At 44.3% G+C, this 15,708-nt stretch carries 15 protein-coding genes; 13 read left to right on the top strand and 2 right to left on the bottom strand.

Going from position 1 to position 15,708, the window contains the following annotated elements; all coding sequences use genetic code 11:
* Positions 1-55 precede the first annotated feature (55 nt).
* From B3V56_RS02695 to B3V56_RS02665, 7 genes are all read left to right on the top strand, one after another.
* The gene (locus B3V56_RS02695) at positions 56-1,042 is read left to right on the top strand and encodes a calcium/sodium antiporter (protein ID WP_289244442.1); all 987 of its coding nucleotides are present in this window, start codon (positions 56-58) and stop codon (positions 1,040-1,042) included.
* Between the two features lie 2 nt (positions 1,043-1,044).
* Positions 1,045-2,019, top strand: coding sequence for a KpsF/GutQ family sugar-phosphate isomerase (locus B3V56_RS02690; RefSeq protein WP_414673350.1), 975 nt, complete (start codon positions 1,045-1,047; stop codon positions 2,017-2,019).
* A 9-nt stretch (positions 2,020-2,028) separates the two neighbouring features.
* Complete coding sequence (gene kdsC / locus B3V56_RS02685; RefSeq protein ID WP_286303732.1) at positions 2,029-2,550, top strand: 3-deoxy-manno-octulosonate-8-phosphatase KdsC; 522 nt, start codon at positions 2,029-2,031, stop codon at positions 2,548-2,550.
* 61 nt (positions 2,551-2,611) lie between these two features.
* Complete coding sequence (lptC, locus tag B3V56_RS02680; protein ID WP_320165600.1) at positions 2,612-3,106, top strand: LPS export ABC transporter periplasmic protein LptC; 495 nt, start codon at positions 2,612-2,614, stop codon at positions 3,104-3,106.
* Positions 3,090-3,956 (top strand): lipopolysaccharide transport periplasmic protein LptA, encoded by an 867-nt coding sequence (gene lptA, locus B3V56_RS02675; protein WP_286303730.1) that lies wholly within the window; start codon positions 3,090-3,092, stop codon positions 3,954-3,956. The genes lptC and lptA overlap by 17 nt, the downstream gene beginning before the upstream one ends.
* A complete protein-coding gene (gene lptB, locus B3V56_RS02670; protein WP_286303729.1) occupies positions 3,956-4,681 on the top strand; it encodes an LPS export ABC transporter ATP-binding protein in 726 nt (241 codons plus the stop codon). The genes lptA and lptB overlap by 1 nt, the downstream gene beginning before the upstream one ends.
* A gap of 57 nt (positions 4,682-4,738) precedes the next feature.
* On the top strand, positions 4,739-7,435 hold the full coding sequence (locus tag B3V56_RS02665) for an ABC transporter substrate-binding protein (protein ID WP_289283939.1): 2,697 nt from the start codon (positions 4,739-4,741) through the stop codon (positions 7,433-7,435).
* A gap of 1 nt (position 7,436) precedes the next feature.
* On the opposite strand, the gene B3V56_RS02660 is transcribed toward B3V56_RS02665, so the two are convergent.
* Positions 7,437-8,270: a peptidoglycan DD-metalloendopeptidase family protein gene (locus B3V56_RS02660; RefSeq protein ID WP_289244540.1), complete on the bottom strand. Its 834-nt coding sequence runs from the start codon at positions 8,268-8,270 to the stop codon at positions 7,437-7,439.
* Positions 8,260-9,768: an exodeoxyribonuclease VII large subunit gene (xseA, locus tag B3V56_RS02655; protein WP_289282003.1), complete on the bottom strand. Its 1,509-nt coding sequence runs from the start codon at positions 9,766-9,768 to the stop codon at positions 8,260-8,262. Before xseA ends, B3V56_RS02660 begins: the two co-directional genes overlap by 11 nt.
* Before the next feature lie 63 nt (positions 9,769-9,831).
* Here xseA and guaB point away from each other — a divergent pair, with 63 nt between their 5' ends.
* The 6 genes from guaB (at position 9,832) to B3V56_RS02625 (ending at position 15,523) form a co-directional block, all read left to right on the top strand.
* Positions 9,832-11,295, top strand: a complete 1,464-nt coding sequence (guaB, locus tag B3V56_RS02650) for an IMP dehydrogenase (protein ID WP_286303724.1) — start codon at positions 9,832-9,834, stop codon at positions 11,293-11,295.
* 60 nt (positions 11,296-11,355) lie between these two features.
* On the top strand, positions 11,356-12,933 hold the full coding sequence (gene guaA / locus B3V56_RS02645) for a glutamine-hydrolyzing GMP synthase (RefSeq protein WP_286303723.1): 1,578 nt from the start codon (positions 11,356-11,358) through the stop codon (positions 12,931-12,933).
* Entirely contained in the window at positions 12,924-13,199 is a 276-nt protein-coding gene (locus B3V56_RS02640; RefSeq protein ID WP_289283938.1) for an acylphosphatase, read from the top strand. The genes guaA and B3V56_RS02640 overlap by 10 nt, the downstream gene beginning before the upstream one ends.
* A gap of 104 nt (positions 13,200-13,303) precedes the next feature.
* Entirely contained in the window at positions 13,304-13,735 is a 432-nt protein-coding gene (locus B3V56_RS02635) for a DUF6524 family protein (RefSeq protein WP_286303721.1), read from the top strand.
* A 32-nt stretch (positions 13,736-13,767) separates the two neighbouring features.
* On the top strand, positions 13,768-15,084 hold the full coding sequence (locus B3V56_RS02630) for an MFS transporter (protein ID WP_289283937.1): 1,317 nt from the start codon (positions 13,768-13,770) through the stop codon (positions 15,082-15,084).
* Between the two features lie 121 nt (positions 15,085-15,205).
* Complete coding sequence (locus tag B3V56_RS02625) at positions 15,206-15,523, top strand: DUF3144 domain-containing protein (RefSeq protein ID WP_289282006.1); 318 nt, start codon at positions 15,206-15,208, stop codon at positions 15,521-15,523.
* Positions 15,524-15,708 lie beyond the last annotated feature (185 nt).

The raw sequence follows: 15,708 nt of genomic DNA, 5'->3' as shown, positions 1-15,708 counted from the left end.
GAGCCGGGTATATCCCGGCTTTTTCATATCTCACATTTAATCAACGTGGAAGCTAATGACAACTATTCTGTTTATATCAGCCATTATCGCGGGTTTCGGAATTTTAATCTGGGGAGCAGATCGATTTGTTGATGGCGCAGCGAATATTGCCACCAATTTTGGTGTATCCCCCCTTATCGTTGGTTTAACGATTGTGGGTTTTGGCACCTCGGCTCCTGAAATGCTGGTGTCAGCATTAGCAGCAATCGATGGTGCGCCAGCACTGGGGATTGGTAATGCTATTGGGTCAAACATCACTAATATCGGTCTAGTGCTGGCTATTACCCTGCTCATTGCCCCACTCACCGTCCACTCAGATACGTTAAAACGTGAATTTCCGGTATTACTGTTTGTCATGGTGTTGTCGCTATTGTTATTACTAGACAATGATCTCAGCCGGGGCGATGGCATTATTCTGTTTAGTGGCTTTATGCTGACCTTAGCTGGGATGGCTTGGTTAGCAATCAAAGGTAGCAATAAGCAAGACCCCATGGAAGCGGAATTTGAAGCAGAATACGGCAGCGCCAAAATGACCGCCAAACAGGCAACGTTCTATTTTGTCATTGGCCTTTTCTCTTTACTGATTGGCTCGAAATCACTCGTTTGGGGTGCAACGGGCATTGCTCACCTGCTTGGTGTGAGTGACTTGATTATAGGACTGACGATTGTAGCTATAGGTACCAGCCTCCCTGAACTTGCTGCTTCTGTGATATCTGCATTAAAAAATGAACACGATATTGCGGTCGGTAATATTCTTGGATCGAATATTTTTAATATTCTTGCCGTGTTAGCCATGCCTGGACTGATTGCACCTTCGCACATTGATCCGATGTTACTGTACAGGGATCTTCCATTCATGATTGGTTTGTCTGTAGGCTTATACTTATTTGCTCGCTACAGTGCGAATGGACGCATAGGCCGCGTTGCTGGTTTATTGATGCTATTTGTCTACGTTTCCTACAACGGATTACTTGTTTATCAAAATACGCCTGGACTCAGTTAATTGTGATTGATAAAGCCAAACTCAGCGCGCTCGCCCACGCTGTCATTGACACAGAAATCGAAGCCGTTAAAGCGCTTCACGAGCGTATTAATGATGACTTTATGCAGGGCTGTGAGTTTATGCTGCATTGTCAGGGACGCGTTGTAGTCATTGGTATGGGAAAATCAGGTCATATTGGCAGTAAACTCGCTGCCACATTAGCAAGTACAGGAACACCGGCTTTTTTTGTTCATCCCGGAGAAGCCAGCCATGGTGACCTGGGCATGATCACTGATAAAGATGTAGTGCTAGCCTTATCCAACTCAGGTGAGACCAGTGAGATACTGACTATCTTACCTTTGATAAAACGCCTCGGCATTCCATTCATTGCCATGACGGGCCGACCGGAATCGACATTAGCGACGTGTGCAACTGCACATATCGATGTCAGTGTCGCTAATGAAGCCTGTCCACTTGGTCTCGCTCCCACCTCAAGTACTACAGCAGCATTAGTCATGGGTGACGCGCTGGCCGTCGCCTTACTCGAAACACGGGGTTTTACTGCAGAAGACTTTGCTCGCTCACATCCAGGGGGGCTGTTAGGTCGCCGTCTGTTACTTCGAGTCTCTGACATTATGCATACAGGCGATGCCATTCCGACCATTGATGAAGAAGCCTTGATTAGTCAGGCATTGATAGAAATGTCTAACAAAGGCTTGGGCATGACCGCAGTGGTCGATGATCAGTATCATATTTTAGGCGTATTTACTGATGGTGACTTACGCAGAGTGTTATCACAGGAAATTAACATTCATACTGAAAAACTGTCAGCCTTTATGACACGTGAATGTAAAACGGGGCGTGCTGACATGCTGGCGGCTGAAGCATTAGAATTAATGCAACGCTACAAAATAAATGCCTTACTGATAGAAAATGAACATCAACAGCTATGTGGTGCCATCAATATGCACGATCTACTTCGTGCCGGAGTGGTCTAAGAGAGAGTCATGCAGGATATTTTAGAAAAAGCAAAGAAAATTAAACTTGTCGTATTTGATGTTGACGGCGTTTTAACTAATGGTCAAATTATCATTGGTGATGATGGTGAAGAGTACAAGGCTTTTCACTCACGCGATGGTCACGGTATGAAGTTATTGCAATTTACCGGAGTTGAAATTGCCATTATCACTGGCCGGACCTCGCGCACGGTCGAACATCGCATGCAGAGTTTAGGTATCAAATATGTCTATCAGGGTCAGCGAGTCAAGCTACCCGTCTTTCAACAATTAATAAAAGAACTCAAATTATCACCAGAAGAATGCGCCTATGTCGGTGATGACTGGGTAGACTTATCCATCATGAGCCGTGTTGGATTAGCCATAGCCGTGCAAGACGCGGATCCTATTGTCAAAAAGCATGCTCACTTCATCACCACGTCAAATGGCGGTCATGGCGCTGCACGTGAAGTGTGTGAGCTAATTATGGAAGGACAGGGAAACCTGCAAGACCAAATTGAACGCCATTTTTAATCTCCCTCGATATCTACGTATATTACTGCCTCTGATAGCTATCTTAAGCATCTGGCTGCTCTTGTCTGATGATAGCAAACCAGTTGAACCTGAAAATAATCAGATTCATCGTAGCAGTGATTACGCAATGACAGACTTCACAATGACAATCATGGATATCAATGGCACACCAGCAAGGGTCATCAAAGGTAAAGAAATGGCCCACTACCCAGCTGATGACAGTACAGAAATCATTGATCCTATTGCAGAATTCCTCAAGCCAGGTAGAGATTCCTGGGTCATCACTTCAGATCACGGTCACACTCAAGGCGATAACACAACTATCCTGCTGACAGGAAATGTTATTATCACTAATGAAAATAACCCGGCATTTAAAATGCTGACTGATGAGCTCACGCTTGATACACAATATAACACTGCATATACCGACCATGCTGTCACGATTAAAACTCCGAACGGAGATACTGACTCAGTTGGCCTTCATGCAGATATGAATGATGAAACCATTAACCTGCATTCCAGGGTGAAAGGACAATACGATGCACCTGCTAACTAAATTATTAACGGTATGTTTGATGTTGCCAGCAATCAGTTGGGCCTTGCCGAGTGACCGTGAAAAACCGATTAATATTGAAGCTGACCATGCACAGATGGACGATCAGGAAGGCGTCACCCAATACAAGGGGGATGCGATTCTCACGCAGGGCACGTTAAAAATCACAGGTGATATCATCACTTTCCACTACGATGAAAATAAACAGCTCACCAAAGCTGTTTCTGTCGGTAAATTAGCTACATACGAACAAGTGCACAAACCCGGTGAGCCACCCGTTAAAGCGAAAGCTATTCGCATGGAATATTATGCCGACAAGCAAAAGATCTATCTGATAGGTGAAGGCCATGTCTGGCAAAATGGCGATGAGTTTATTGGTAATCGTATTGAATATGACATAGCCAGAAATGTAGTCAGTGCCAATTCTGCACCAGTCAATGTGGGCGGTGAAACGCATGACTCGGGCCGTATTCATATGATTATTCAGCCCATGACGCAGCAGAAAAAAGACAAACCAAGTCAAGCCAAACCTAAGAAAGCTGACGCGCCAAAAGCGGCAGTTAATGAGCCCAAACCCGCCGCTCAAACTGAAACAGCGACACCAACCACACCAAAACCTGCTGCAGAAGCACCATTACCTGCAAAAGAGTATCCAGAAGTCATCACCACAAGTCGTTTAAATGTACGAACTGGACCAGGAACTGGTTATCAGCGTCTAGGCACGCTTGATCAAAATCTTCGTGTGCTTGTGCTTACTCGCCAACAAGGCTGGGCACAAATCCGAGGAATGCTTAACGGCGAGACAGTTATTGGCTGGGTTAACGACTATTATTTACAAGCGATCGACGAGTAATGAGTATTCTTTCAGCGCATCAGCTTGCTAAGCAATATGGTGATAGGCAAGTCGTTAAAGATATTTCACTGGACGTAAACAGTGGAGAAATCGTTGGTCTATTAGGGCCAAATGGTGCAGGCAAAACCACCAGTTTTTACATGATTGTGGGTTTGGTACCGGTTGATCATGGTTATATTTATCTTGACCAGCAGGAACTGACTCATTACCCAATCCATGATCGTGCCAAACTGGGGATTGGATATTTGCCACAAGAAGCCTCAGTATTTCGCAAACTCAGTGTAGAAGATAATCTTTACGGCATTATCGAAACACGGACAGAACTGAACGATCTTTCCAAACAACAATTACTGGAACAACTGCTAAAAGATTTCCACATTGAACACATCCGTCATTCGAAAGGAATGGCATTATCAGGTGGAGAAAGAAGGCGCGTGGAGATTGCACGCGCTCTGGCAATGGATCCTCAGTTTATTCTGTTAGATGAACCTTTTGCAGGTGTTGATCCCATCTCTGTTCTCGACATTCAGGGCATTATTCAAGAGCTGGCCCAACGTGGTATTGGTGTATTGATCACGGATCATAATGTCAGAGAAACCCTGAAGGTATGCCAACGTGCTTATATCTTTAACGAAGGCGAAGTGATTGCGCGTGGAACCCCTGAAGATATTCTGAAAGATAAAAATGTATTAAGCGTCTATCTGGGCCGTGACTTCAGGATGTGACATTACTGGCGGCAGAGTCATCTGTTCAGTTAACATAGACACTGTTCTGATTTGGCTATGTCTATGAATGTAAGATGGTTTTTCATATTTTTTGTATTTTTCTTCAGCAGCACAGCGCATGCCGAAGAAAATTCAAAAAATACCGATCTTAAGCATGTCACCATAAAACTACACTGGCAACATCAGTTTCAGTTTGCGGGCATCTATGCCGCCAAAGAAAAAGGGTTTTATCGCCAGGCAGGATTAGATGTTGAGATTCTGACCGGTTTCAACCATCCCTATGATGAAGTTGAGAATGGAAATGTAGATTTTGGCATATCCGGCACCGGGATAGTCATGGAATATATGAAAGGTCGTCCCTTTGTAGCATTAGGCGCTACCTTTCAAAGCAGTCCATATGTGTGGTTGGTCAAAGCTGACTCCGGCATTTATTCTGCAGCAGATTTTGTAGGTAGGACAATCAACCGGCAATCTGAGGCTGATGATTTAACGGCCATTTTTCTACAACAGCATGTTGATACGTCAAAGATTAATTTTGTTCCCCCCAGCAAAAATAATCTCAATGATTTGATCAGTGGTCGCATTGATGGCGTCACAGCCTATATTTCGAATGAACCCTTCTACATGCAAGAGCAAAATGAGCCGTATAGAGTAATCTCCCCCAGAGACTACGGCATCAATTTTTATAGTGACATTCTCTTTACAACGCAAAGCTATATTCAAAATAATCCAGAGTTGGTGGATGCTTTTCGAAAAGCAACCTATCAAGGATGGACATACACGGCAGAACATACCGACGAAATTATTGATCTCGTATTAGAAAAATATAATACGCAACGTAAAACACCTGCACACGTCAATTATGAAGCGGAACAATTATTAAAACTCAGTCTCTACCCTACCGTAGAATTTGGTCATGTCACCCTCAGTCGTTGGAAACAAATTGCTGAGACTTATAGTAAGTTAGGTATCAATGATCAGTCCCGAGATCTGGATGAGTTCATTTATACGGCACCTGATAGTGAGATCGTCCTGTTCAAGTGGTTAGTACTTATATTAAGCGGATTGAGTCTGACTATTATCTTTTTTTACCTGGTAAAACGTCACCATAACCGAATATTGACCAAGGAAATCCAGGAAAAAACAGAGTCGATAAAAAAAGAGTTAGCCAACCGCTCAGCGCTGGAAGCCAAGGCCAAACAAGAAAGCCTCAGACTAAAGACATTACTAGACACCACGATCGATAGCGTCATCACGATTGATGCCTATGGCGTTATAGTCAGCTTTAATAAAGCTTCAGCACAACTCTATGGTTATGCCCCAGAAGAGATAATAGGCCAAAACATTACTGAATTAATACCAGCCAGTTATCGTGATATGCATAAACTAGGTATGGCTCGCTTCCTATCAACAGAAGATAGTCACATTATCGGCAAACCTGTTCAACTAGAAGCTTTACATAAAAGTGGGAATCTGTTTCCAATCGAGCTGACCATCAGTCATTTTAAATGGGATGAAAAACACTTTTTTACTGGTATTGCACGCGATATTTCTAAACAAAAGGCAGAACAAAAGGCCTTGATTCAAGCCAAGCTCGAAGCGGAACGAGCTAATAAAGCGAAGTCTGAGTTTCTATCTGCCATGAGCCACGAACTTCGTACACCTTTAAACAGCATCCTGGGCTTTTCGCAACTCTTGCTTTCGGATAATGATCCCAGTCCTTCAGAACAACAACGACATCAAATCAAACAAATCATTGAAAGTGGCGAGCACTTACTTAACCTAATTAATGATGTGCTGGAATTATCTAAAATTGAATCGGGGAGCATCCAGTTATCAACTGAACATATTTCTATCAAAAGTATATTTGATGCGTGCCTGCCAATGCTGGAAACCATGGCAAAAAAATATGATGTGAAGATTACTGTCCCTGAACAAAATGATACGGTCGTGATTGCTGATGTAACCAAACTAAAACAGGTATTTATTAATCTGGTCAGTAATGCCATCAAATACAACAAGGCAGGTGGTCAGGTTATCGTCACAACACGCCTGCTGCCGCAAAACGGTTGTCTAAAAATGACCATAACCGATACAGGACATGGTATTTCCGCTGATAAACAAGCCCATGTATTTACTGCTTTTGAGCGACTGGGACAAGAGTATGCCAATATCGAAGGCAGTGGCGTAGGGTTGAATATTAGTAAACGACTGATTGAAGCAATGGGCGGTAAAATCGATTTCGCCAGCACTGAGGGGCAAGGCAGCAGCTTCTGGATTGAGCTGCCACTATCCACACAACAAACGGCATGGCATTCAGCTCAGCGTCCGTCTTCAGAAATGAGTGATAAGTCAACCCCAACCCGTCGAACAGACACGCAGATTGAAACCTCATCACGTCATGTACTTTATATTGAAGATAATCCGGCAAATATTCGTTTAATTGAAGTGTTTTTTTCACGCTATTCGAATGTTAGCTTTCATAGTTGTGCCACCGCAGAAGAGGGGCTGGCATTTATTGAGGAACGACGTCCAGATTTAATACTTATGGATATCAACCTTCCCGGCATGTCAGGAATAGAAGCGACCAAAACGATCAAAGCCTCAGATGAGATGAAGACCATACCGGTGATAGCTTTAACCGCAGCGGCAATGCAGGAAAATAAGGACGCCGCGGCAGGCATATTTACTGCTTATGTAACTAAACCGATTGATTTCGGCCAGTTAACACAATTACTGAAACCTTACCTCTGAGTTATTTTAACTCTGACTCAGGTGGGAAAAATAAGCGTGGCTCTACTCGTTCGTCATTAAGACTCACACCCAAATGTAAGTGTGGCCCAGTCACCCGGCCTGTGGCCCCCACAGTACCAATAATATCCCCCTGATTGACTGTCTGACCATCCTTTACGTCTATACGGTTTAAATGACAAAACATAGTGATCAGACCTTGACCATGATCAATAAAGACCGTATTGCCATTAAAAAAGTAATTGCCTGTCCCTCTGACAATACCTGACGCTGGTGCCTGAATAGGCGTGCCAGTTTTAGCAGCGATATCCATGCCGCTATGCGGCTTTCTTGGCTCACCATTAAAAACACGGCGGCGACCAAATAAACCACTTACACGTCCTTTCACAGGCCAGATAAAATTCACTGTTTCACTATCAGTGTCAGTCCATGCGGTTAATGCTTGTTGAATACGGCTTGATTCCTGATTAATTCGTTTCATATCCAACGAGTTGGGATTCACTTTCCGCTTATCTTTTACCGTAATGTACTGTGTCGGGTACTGTTTATCTTTAATCGAAAATAACTGCGTACTTTTTTCTTCACCACGTTTTACAACGATACGCAACGTTCCCGCTTTTGCTGATAATGGAACTCCAACAACTGCCTGCCAAAGACCATCTGCTTTCACCACCATGACAGGTTTGTCTTCAAAACGTACATCAGGTTTCGTTTCTTCGATACTACCAACAGGCAAAATGACGACCCCACCGGGAACAGCTGATTGCTCTGGAAGCTTTGCCAAGACATCTGAACAAATTAACAAGAGAAAAGACAATATCCAGCCATTAAATTTCATCAACGTTTTTCACCTCACAACTTAGCTGCCCTTGATGCAACCGTACTAAGACCTTATCACCTGGAGCAACGGCTGATGCCGAGGTGATTACTTCACCTGAATTCGCCCTACTGGTAATGCTGTAGCCCCTATCCAGTGTATTCAAGGGACTTACCGCTGCAAGCGTCCGCACCTGTTGTGCCAGAAATTGTCTTGCTTTATCGAGATGCTGACGCATTAAACGGTGGTGCTGTTTATTCAATGTATGTACCAGGTTTTGTTGTTCATGTAATCGAGACAGTGGCACCTGTCTCTGTAACCTGAACTGTAATGACAAAAATTGCTGATGCATGCTTTTTTGCTGAGTTCTGAACGCAGTTTGCAAACGATGAGACAAGCCCTCTAACATCGCGCGTTGCTTTTCGATCTGTGCTTTCGGATGTTTTAACCTGACCGATAAATAATCAAGTTTTTGCTGGCAATTCAGTATTTGTCGATGCCAGGCTGAATCCAATAGTCTTTTTTGTTGAGTAAGCCATTGTGTTTGTTGTCGTAAAAGCAATTCAGGCCGAGGAAGGGCGCGATGTAAATGTTGCAAATGTCGCTGTTCAGAAGTCAGACGCTGACGAATAATGTGTGTCATTTGCTGCTGATAGCGTTGAAAATTGAGCAAATACTGCTGGGCATCCGGCACTGCTAACTCAGCAGCGGCAGATGGTGTCGGAGCTCTGACATCAGCGACAAAATCACAAATCGTGAAATCAATCTCATGCCCGACGGCTGAGATAATGGGAAGTTCGCAGGCAAACAGAGTGCGTGCTAATTGCTCATCATTGAAGCTCCACAAATCCTCCAAAGAGCCTCCACCACGACCAATGATGATGACATCGCAGTCGCGTCTTTGATCAGCCAGTTTCACTGCAGCAATTAATTGCCCTGCTGAACTTTCACCTTGCACGGCTACGGGATATAAAATCACATCCACTGTAGGAAAACGACGTTTCAACACACTCACAATGTCATGCACAGCTGCGCCATCTGGCGATGAGATAATGCCTACAGCTTTAGGTAATATCGGTAGTGTTTTTTTGTGCGCCTGGTCAAATAAACCTTCTTGACCAAGCCGGTGTTTTAAGGCTTCGTATGCACGCTGTAATGCACCACTTCCCGCCTCTTCCATATGCTCAACAATAAGCTGAAACTCACCACGCCCCTCATACAAACTGACACGAACACGCAATAAAACCTGCATGCCATTTTCAGGCGTGAAACGTAATTGATTATTGCGATTACGAAACATCGCACAGCGAACTTGCGCGGCTTCGTCTTTTAACGTGAAATAAATATGCCCTGAGGCAGGCATGGCCAAGTTAGAAATCTCGCCTTCCACCCAGAGTAATGGAAATGAGCCTTCCAGCAACACACGGGCTTCTCTGACTAAACGAGAAACTGGATACACATCTTTCACCGCGCGATTTGCTACTGCGCTTCTCTGATTAGATGTAGATTGTACTGCCATAACGCTAGATATTCCTGATATAATTGCAGGATCATATTACAGGTAATTTCAGGAACGTGCCCGATGAGAATTGCTCAAGAAGCCCTGACGTTTGATGACGTATTACTCCTACCTGCGTACTCAAACGTTCTCCCTCGTGATGTCGATTTAACCACCAAGTTAACACGTGACATCACCATCAATATCCCACTGCTTTCGTCAGCGATGGATACCGTCACCGAAAGTCGCCTCGCCATTGCGATGGCTCAGGAAGGTGGCTTAGGTATTCTGCATAAAAACATGACTATCGAACAACAAGCCAATGAAGTTCGTAAGGTCAAGAAATTTGAAAGCGGTGTTGTACGTGACCCCATCACTGTTTCACCGAATACCACCATTGGTGAAGTGGTCGAGCTGACCCGTTCACACAACATCTCTGGTGTACCTGTGGTAGATGGGGACGATCTGGTCGGTATCGTCACAAGTCGTGATCTGCGTTTTGAAACACATTACAGCAATCCTGTTTCAGAAATTATGACGAAAAAAGACAAACTGGTTACCGTCAAAGAAGACGCATCACGTGACGAAGTCCTGGCACTTTTACACAGTAACCGCATTGAAAAAGTGCTCGTCATCGACGACAACTTTCATCTTACGGGCATGATTACCGTAAAGGATATTCAAAAACAAACAGATAACCCACTGGCTTCTAAAGACGATCAAGAACGCTTACGTGTGGGTGCTGCAGTGGGTATCGGTGCTGAAAGTAATGCCCGTATTGAAGCCTTAGCTGCTGCAGGTGTGGATGTCATTGTTGTGGATACAGCACATGGCCATTCTCAGGGTGTTTTAGATCAAGTTAAGTGGGTCAAACAAAATTTCCCACAAGTACAAGTCATCGGCGGAAACATCGCTACAGCTGAAGCCGCTCTAGCCTTAGTAGAAGCGGGAGCAGATGCAGTTAAAGTCGGTATTGGTCCTGGTTCAATTTGTACCACGCGTATTGTTGCCGGTGTCGGTGTTCCTCAAATCAGCGCCATCAGTAACGTCGCAAAAGCCTTAGAAGGTACGGGTATTCCCGTTATTGCTGACGGTGGTATTCGCTTCTCTGGTGATATTGCTAAAGCTTTAGTTGCTGGTGCACACACCATCATGATTGGCGGCATGTTTGCCGGTACGGAAGAAGCGCCGGGTGAAGTCGAACTTTATCAAGGCCGTTCGTACAAATCATACCGTGGTATGGGTTCAATGGGTGCCATGCAGCAAAAACAAGGTTCAAGTGACCGTTACTTCCAAGAGTCCAGCGAAGCTGACAAACTTGTTCCAGAAGGTATTGAAGGCCGTGTACCGTTCAAAGGCAGCTTGAGCGCCGTGATTCATCAGCTTATTGGTGGTATCCGTGCAAGTATGGGTTACACCGGCTCAGCGACTATTGAAGATATGCGCACCAAACCGCAATTCGTAAAAGTCACTTCTGCCGGGATGAGTGAGAGTCATGTACATGATGTCACCATCATCAAAGAAGCGCCGAACTACCGCGTTAACTAATCCTTTCACAACTGCCCCTCTCTGGGGCAGTTGTTATTTAACAGAGTTGAAGATACCTCAATGAGCAGCAACATCCACGACCACCGCATCCTTATTCTTGATTTTGGCTCTCAGTACACACAGCTTATCGCACGACGTATTCGTGAAGCCGGCGTGTATTGCGAACTGCGCAATCCGGAAATAACTGAAGCCGAAATCCGTGAGTTTAATCCCAAAGGTATTATTTTATCGGGTGGACCAGACTCAACGATTGGAGAAGCGGCACCTAGCGCACCACAAGCGGTATTTGAGATGGGTTTACCCGTCTTAGGCATTTGTTATGGCATGCAAACCATGGCTGCCCAACTTGGTGGGGCGGTAGAATCATCCAATCATCGTGAATTCGGTTATGCTCAGATTCGTGCTCGAGGTCATTCTGAATTACTTCGCGATATTGAAGATCACACTACCGCTGAAGGCTGGGGCATGCTCGATGTATGGATGAGCCATGGTGATCGCGTCGCTGAATTGCCTGAAGGTTTTAAAATTATCGCCAGCACCGACAGCGCCCCTATTGCTGGCATGGCCGATGAAGAGCGCCACTTTTATGGTGTTCAATTCCATCCCGAAGTCACGCATACCACACAAGGCCAGCGCATGATTGAGCGTTTTCTTGTAGATATCTGTGGCTGCGAGTGTTTGTGGACTTCAGCCAATATCATCGAAGACAGCATCAAAGCTATCCGTGAACAGGTCGGTGATGACGAAGTATTGCTTGGATTATCAGGTGGCGTCGACTCATCCGTTGTGGCTGCTCTTCTGCATAAAGCCATTGGTGACCAGTTAACCTGTGTCTTCGTTGATAATGGTCTGCTTCGTGAAAACGAAGGTGATCAGGTTATGGCGATGTTTGCTAAACACATGGGTATTCGAGTGATTCGTGTCGATGCCGAAGATCGTTTCCTGAATGAGTTAGCGGGTGAAGCCGATCCTGAGAAAAAACGTAAAATCATCGGCCGTGTCTTTGTTGAAGTCTTTGATGAAGAATCCGCCAAATTAAAAAATGTGAAATGGCTGGCTCAAGGCACTATCTATCCAGATGTCATTGAGTCTGCAGCAGCCAAAACCGGTAAAGCTCACGTTATTAAGACTCACCATAATGTCGGTGGCTTGCCAGAGCATATGAAACTGCAACTGGTTGAGCCGCTACGTGAATTATTCAAGGATGAAGTGCGCAAGTTAGGTGTAGAACTCGGCCTGCCATCTGATATGGTTTATCGTCATCCATTCCCAGGCCCTGGCTTAGGTGTGCGTATTCTTGGCGAAGTGAAAAAAGAATTTGCTGACTTATTGCGTAAAGCCGATAACATCTTTATCGAAGAATTACGTAAACACGACCTGTACGATAAGACCAGCCAGGCATTTGCTGTATTCCTTCCTGTGAAATCAGTCGGTGTGATGGGTGATGGTCGCCGTTACGACTATGTCGTATCACTACGCGCTGTAGAAACGATTGATTTCATGACAGCCCGCTGGGCCAATCTGCCTTATGATTTTCTGGATCTTGTTTCACGTCGTATCATTAATGAAACAGCCGGTATTTCTCGGGTTGTTTACGATATCTCAGGCAAACCACCCGCCACGATTGAATGGGAATAAAACAAAAACATTGTCTAATCAGTGGTCGAGTTCAAGGCGTCAGTTACCGCTACTCGGCCCAGCAACAAGCTCATCAACTCGGCGTAACAGGATGGATCAGAAATCTGACTGATGGTCGAGTTGAACTACTCATTCAAGGTGAAACCGAGCAACTGGAAAGCATGCTCAAGTGGGCTGGTCAAGGCCCACGGTTTGCTGAAGTCACTTCACTTGACATCAGTGAGCAATCACCAGACCAAACATTCACTGATTTTGAGATTCGTTAATTAATGCTTCACTTGTCTACTATCTAGTGGAGAGCATTGCTAAACATAAAACAAACGCTATGATGTATTCCCAGTCTGCATACGATAAATAAGAAGGACACCACATGGCCCAGCGCTTCAACTCCCAGAGTTTTTTTGTACGTTTTTTGTTTGCTTTACTTCTGGTCTTTGTCAGTTACAACCCGAGTGGTTATAGCTATTATCACTGGGCTCAGGATGCGTTTTTTGGCCAGGGAACGTTTAAAACACCACCATTTGCGATGACAACGGTGTTATTAATGATCGGCTGGACGATTTATCTGAGAGCGACGTTTCGTTCGCTAGGTGGATTTGGCTTATTACTCGCACTGGCGTTCTTTGCAATTATTATCTGGTGGCTGGTTGATCTTGGCTTACTGGGCATTGATGACTTCTCTATTCTCAGCTACATCGCCCTATTCCTTATCTCAGCGGTGTTAGCCGTCGGTATGTCATGGTCGCACATCCGTCGCCGTATCTCTGGGCAAATTGATACAGACGATGTGGATGAAGATTAGGATATAGCTGAACATTAAGGGTATTTTGCATTGTGCCAAAGCAACAAAATGATTTTACTGAAAGCGCGGCTGAACTAGCGTGGAATACCCTAACTGCAGAAGATGATGGCAGAGCGTGTAAAGACATACCGGAACAAGCCTGTGACGAACAACCACGAAACTTTTCAACCCATGTTCTCTCTTTATCACTAACAAAGTCGGCTGATGCCTTTGTAAATCCTAAACTCATCTTAAGCTGGATTCTTACTACACTAGGGACACCGGCTTATTTCATCGGTTTACTCGTGCCCATTCGAGAAGCCGGATCGCTTCTACCACAATTATTTATTGCTGATACCGTACGTTCTCTGGCTCTACGTAAATATGTTTGGGTATTGGGGAGTTTGATTCAAGGTCTGAGCGCGGCAGGCATGGGCATAGCAGTGATGACGCTAGACGGTACGATGCTAGGTTTTGTTATAGTTTCACTATTAGGCGTGCTGGCACTTTCAAGAAGCTTGTGTTCTGTATCCTATAAAGATGTTCTGGGCAAAACAGTCAGTAAGGCCAAGCGAGGCACAGCGACTGGCGCAGCATCCTCTTTATCAGCCGGATTAGTGATTGCCTATGCGCTGCTTATTTCTCTTGAAGTCGTTGATAAATTAACGCTGGTAACCATAGGGCTGTTCTTTGCTGCAGGCTTCTGGATTCTCGCCTGTGCATTATTTTCAACATTAGAAGAACGAAAAGGCGCGACAGAAGGGGGTAAGAATCTTTTTATCGTTGCCAGAAAGAACCTTTCATATTTATACACTGATCGTGAGTTGGGACTATTTATCCTGACTCGTGCATTACTGATAGCCACGGCACTTGCACCACCGTTCATGCTGGCATTGAATGCAGAGCAAATGGATAACTCTATCGGTGGTTTAGGCAGCTTATTGTTTGCCTCATCATTAGCCTGTTTGATCAGCGGTTATGTCTGGGGTCGTCTCGCCGATATTTCCAGCCGGAAAGTCTTGTTCTTTTCAGGCTTTAGTGCGGGTACTGCTCTTGTTTTCACGGTGATTGCGGCCAACTATCATCTACTAGAGACAAACTGGATATTGCCCTTTTTATTATTCGCGCTGATGATCGCTTATGAAGGTGTTCGAATGGGACGCTCAATTCACTTAGTCGATATCGCGGATCAGGATAAACGGGCTATATACACGGCTCTCTCAAATACCATCATTGGACTGTTTTTATTGCTAGGGGGATTATTTAGCTTCATTTCGCATTGGTATGGTGAACAAACCGTTCTATTGATTTTTGCTTTGATGAGTTTTCTAGCCATGTTACCGGCCTATCTGATGAAAGAAGCACAATAAAAAGCTTCTTTCATATCAATATACAGGGATGATTCCTTAGCCAAGTTTTCACTCATTGCTTATGCTTAGTTTTCTAGTCTTGGTGATACCGCCAAACCATAAAAAATAAAAGCGAAACCTTATGAGTGAGAGAGATAATGCCTTTTTTAACCGTGCGGATGCATTTATCGCACTGGCTAATGAACAGATGGAAAAAGGAGTAGCAGCCGGCGAAGTTAGTGTTTCATTTATGTATTCTCTGGCCCGATACACCGCCTGGTTCAGCGCATCAGGCTGGACTAAAAGTCAGGATATGGCTGATGCAAGAGATGAAACCATCGAATTTTTTGTAAAAGAATATCGACAAATGTTAGAAATGAATATGGATGATTATATTCAGAATTTTGACCAATATATTCAAGTATCAACAGAACTAAAACAAAAAGATTTGTTGAGTTAGAACGCCTTTTTCTCAACTTTATGCTTTGATTATTAAAAATAATCAGTCAATTCAATTAAATTGATATAGCATCTAATCATCAATGATTGATTGGATTGACTGATATGTTTGTTCGTTTTTCAAAAACACTCAACTGCATCATTTTTACTGGTGTATTTTTTTCCCTGACTGGCTGCGCAACCCGA

This window comes from Methylophaga sp. UBA2513 (assembly GCF_002341285.1).
GTDB lineage: Bacteria > Pseudomonadota > Gammaproteobacteria > Nitrosococcales > Methylophagaceae > Methylophaga > Methylophaga marina.
The sequence above is the reverse complement of the archived record's forward strand: the minus strand, read 5'-3'. Positions and strand labels throughout refer to the sequence as shown.

Bases quoted from the DNA above. Each gene is read 5' to 3' on its own strand.
- B3V56_RS02695 (WP_289244442.1), top strand. From the start codon at position 56: ATGACAACTATTCTGTTTATATCAGCCATTATCGCGGGTTTCGGAATT.
- kdsC (WP_286303732.1), top strand. From the start codon at position 2,029: ATGCAGGATATTTTAGAAAAAGCAAAGAAAATTAAACTTGTCGTATTT.
- lptA (WP_286303730.1), top strand. From the start codon at position 3,090: ATGCACCTGCTAACTAAATTATTAACGGTATGTTTGATGTTGCCAGCA.
- lptB (WP_286303729.1), top strand. From the start codon at position 3,956: ATGAGTATTCTTTCAGCGCATCAGCTTGCTAAGCAATATGGTGATAGG.
- B3V56_RS02665 (WP_289283939.1), top strand. From the start codon at position 4,739: ATGTCTATGAATGTAAGATGGTTTTTCATATTTTTTGTATTTTTCTTC.
- B3V56_RS02660 (WP_289244540.1), bottom strand. From the start codon at position 8,270: ATGAAATTTAATGGCTGGATATTGTCTTTTCTCTTGTTAATTTGTTCA.
- xseA (WP_289282003.1), bottom strand. From the start codon at position 9,768: ATGGCAGTACAATCTACATCTAATCAGAGAAGCGCAGTAGCAAATCGC.
- guaB (WP_286303724.1), top strand. From the start codon at position 9,832: ATGAGAATTGCTCAAGAAGCCCTGACGTTTGATGACGTATTACTCCTA.
- guaA (WP_286303723.1), top strand. From the start codon at position 11,356: ATGAGCAGCAACATCCACGACCACCGCATCCTTATTCTTGATTTTGGC.
- B3V56_RS02640 (WP_289283938.1), top strand. From the start codon at position 12,924: ATGGGAATAAAACAAAAACATTGTCTAATCAGTGGTCGAGTTCAAGGC.
- B3V56_RS02635 (WP_286303721.1), top strand. From the start codon at position 13,304: ATGGCCCAGCGCTTCAACTCCCAGAGTTTTTTTGTACGTTTTTTGTTT.
- B3V56_RS02625 (WP_289282006.1), top strand. From the start codon at position 15,206: ATGAGTGAGAGAGATAATGCCTTTTTTAACCGTGCGGATGCATTTATC.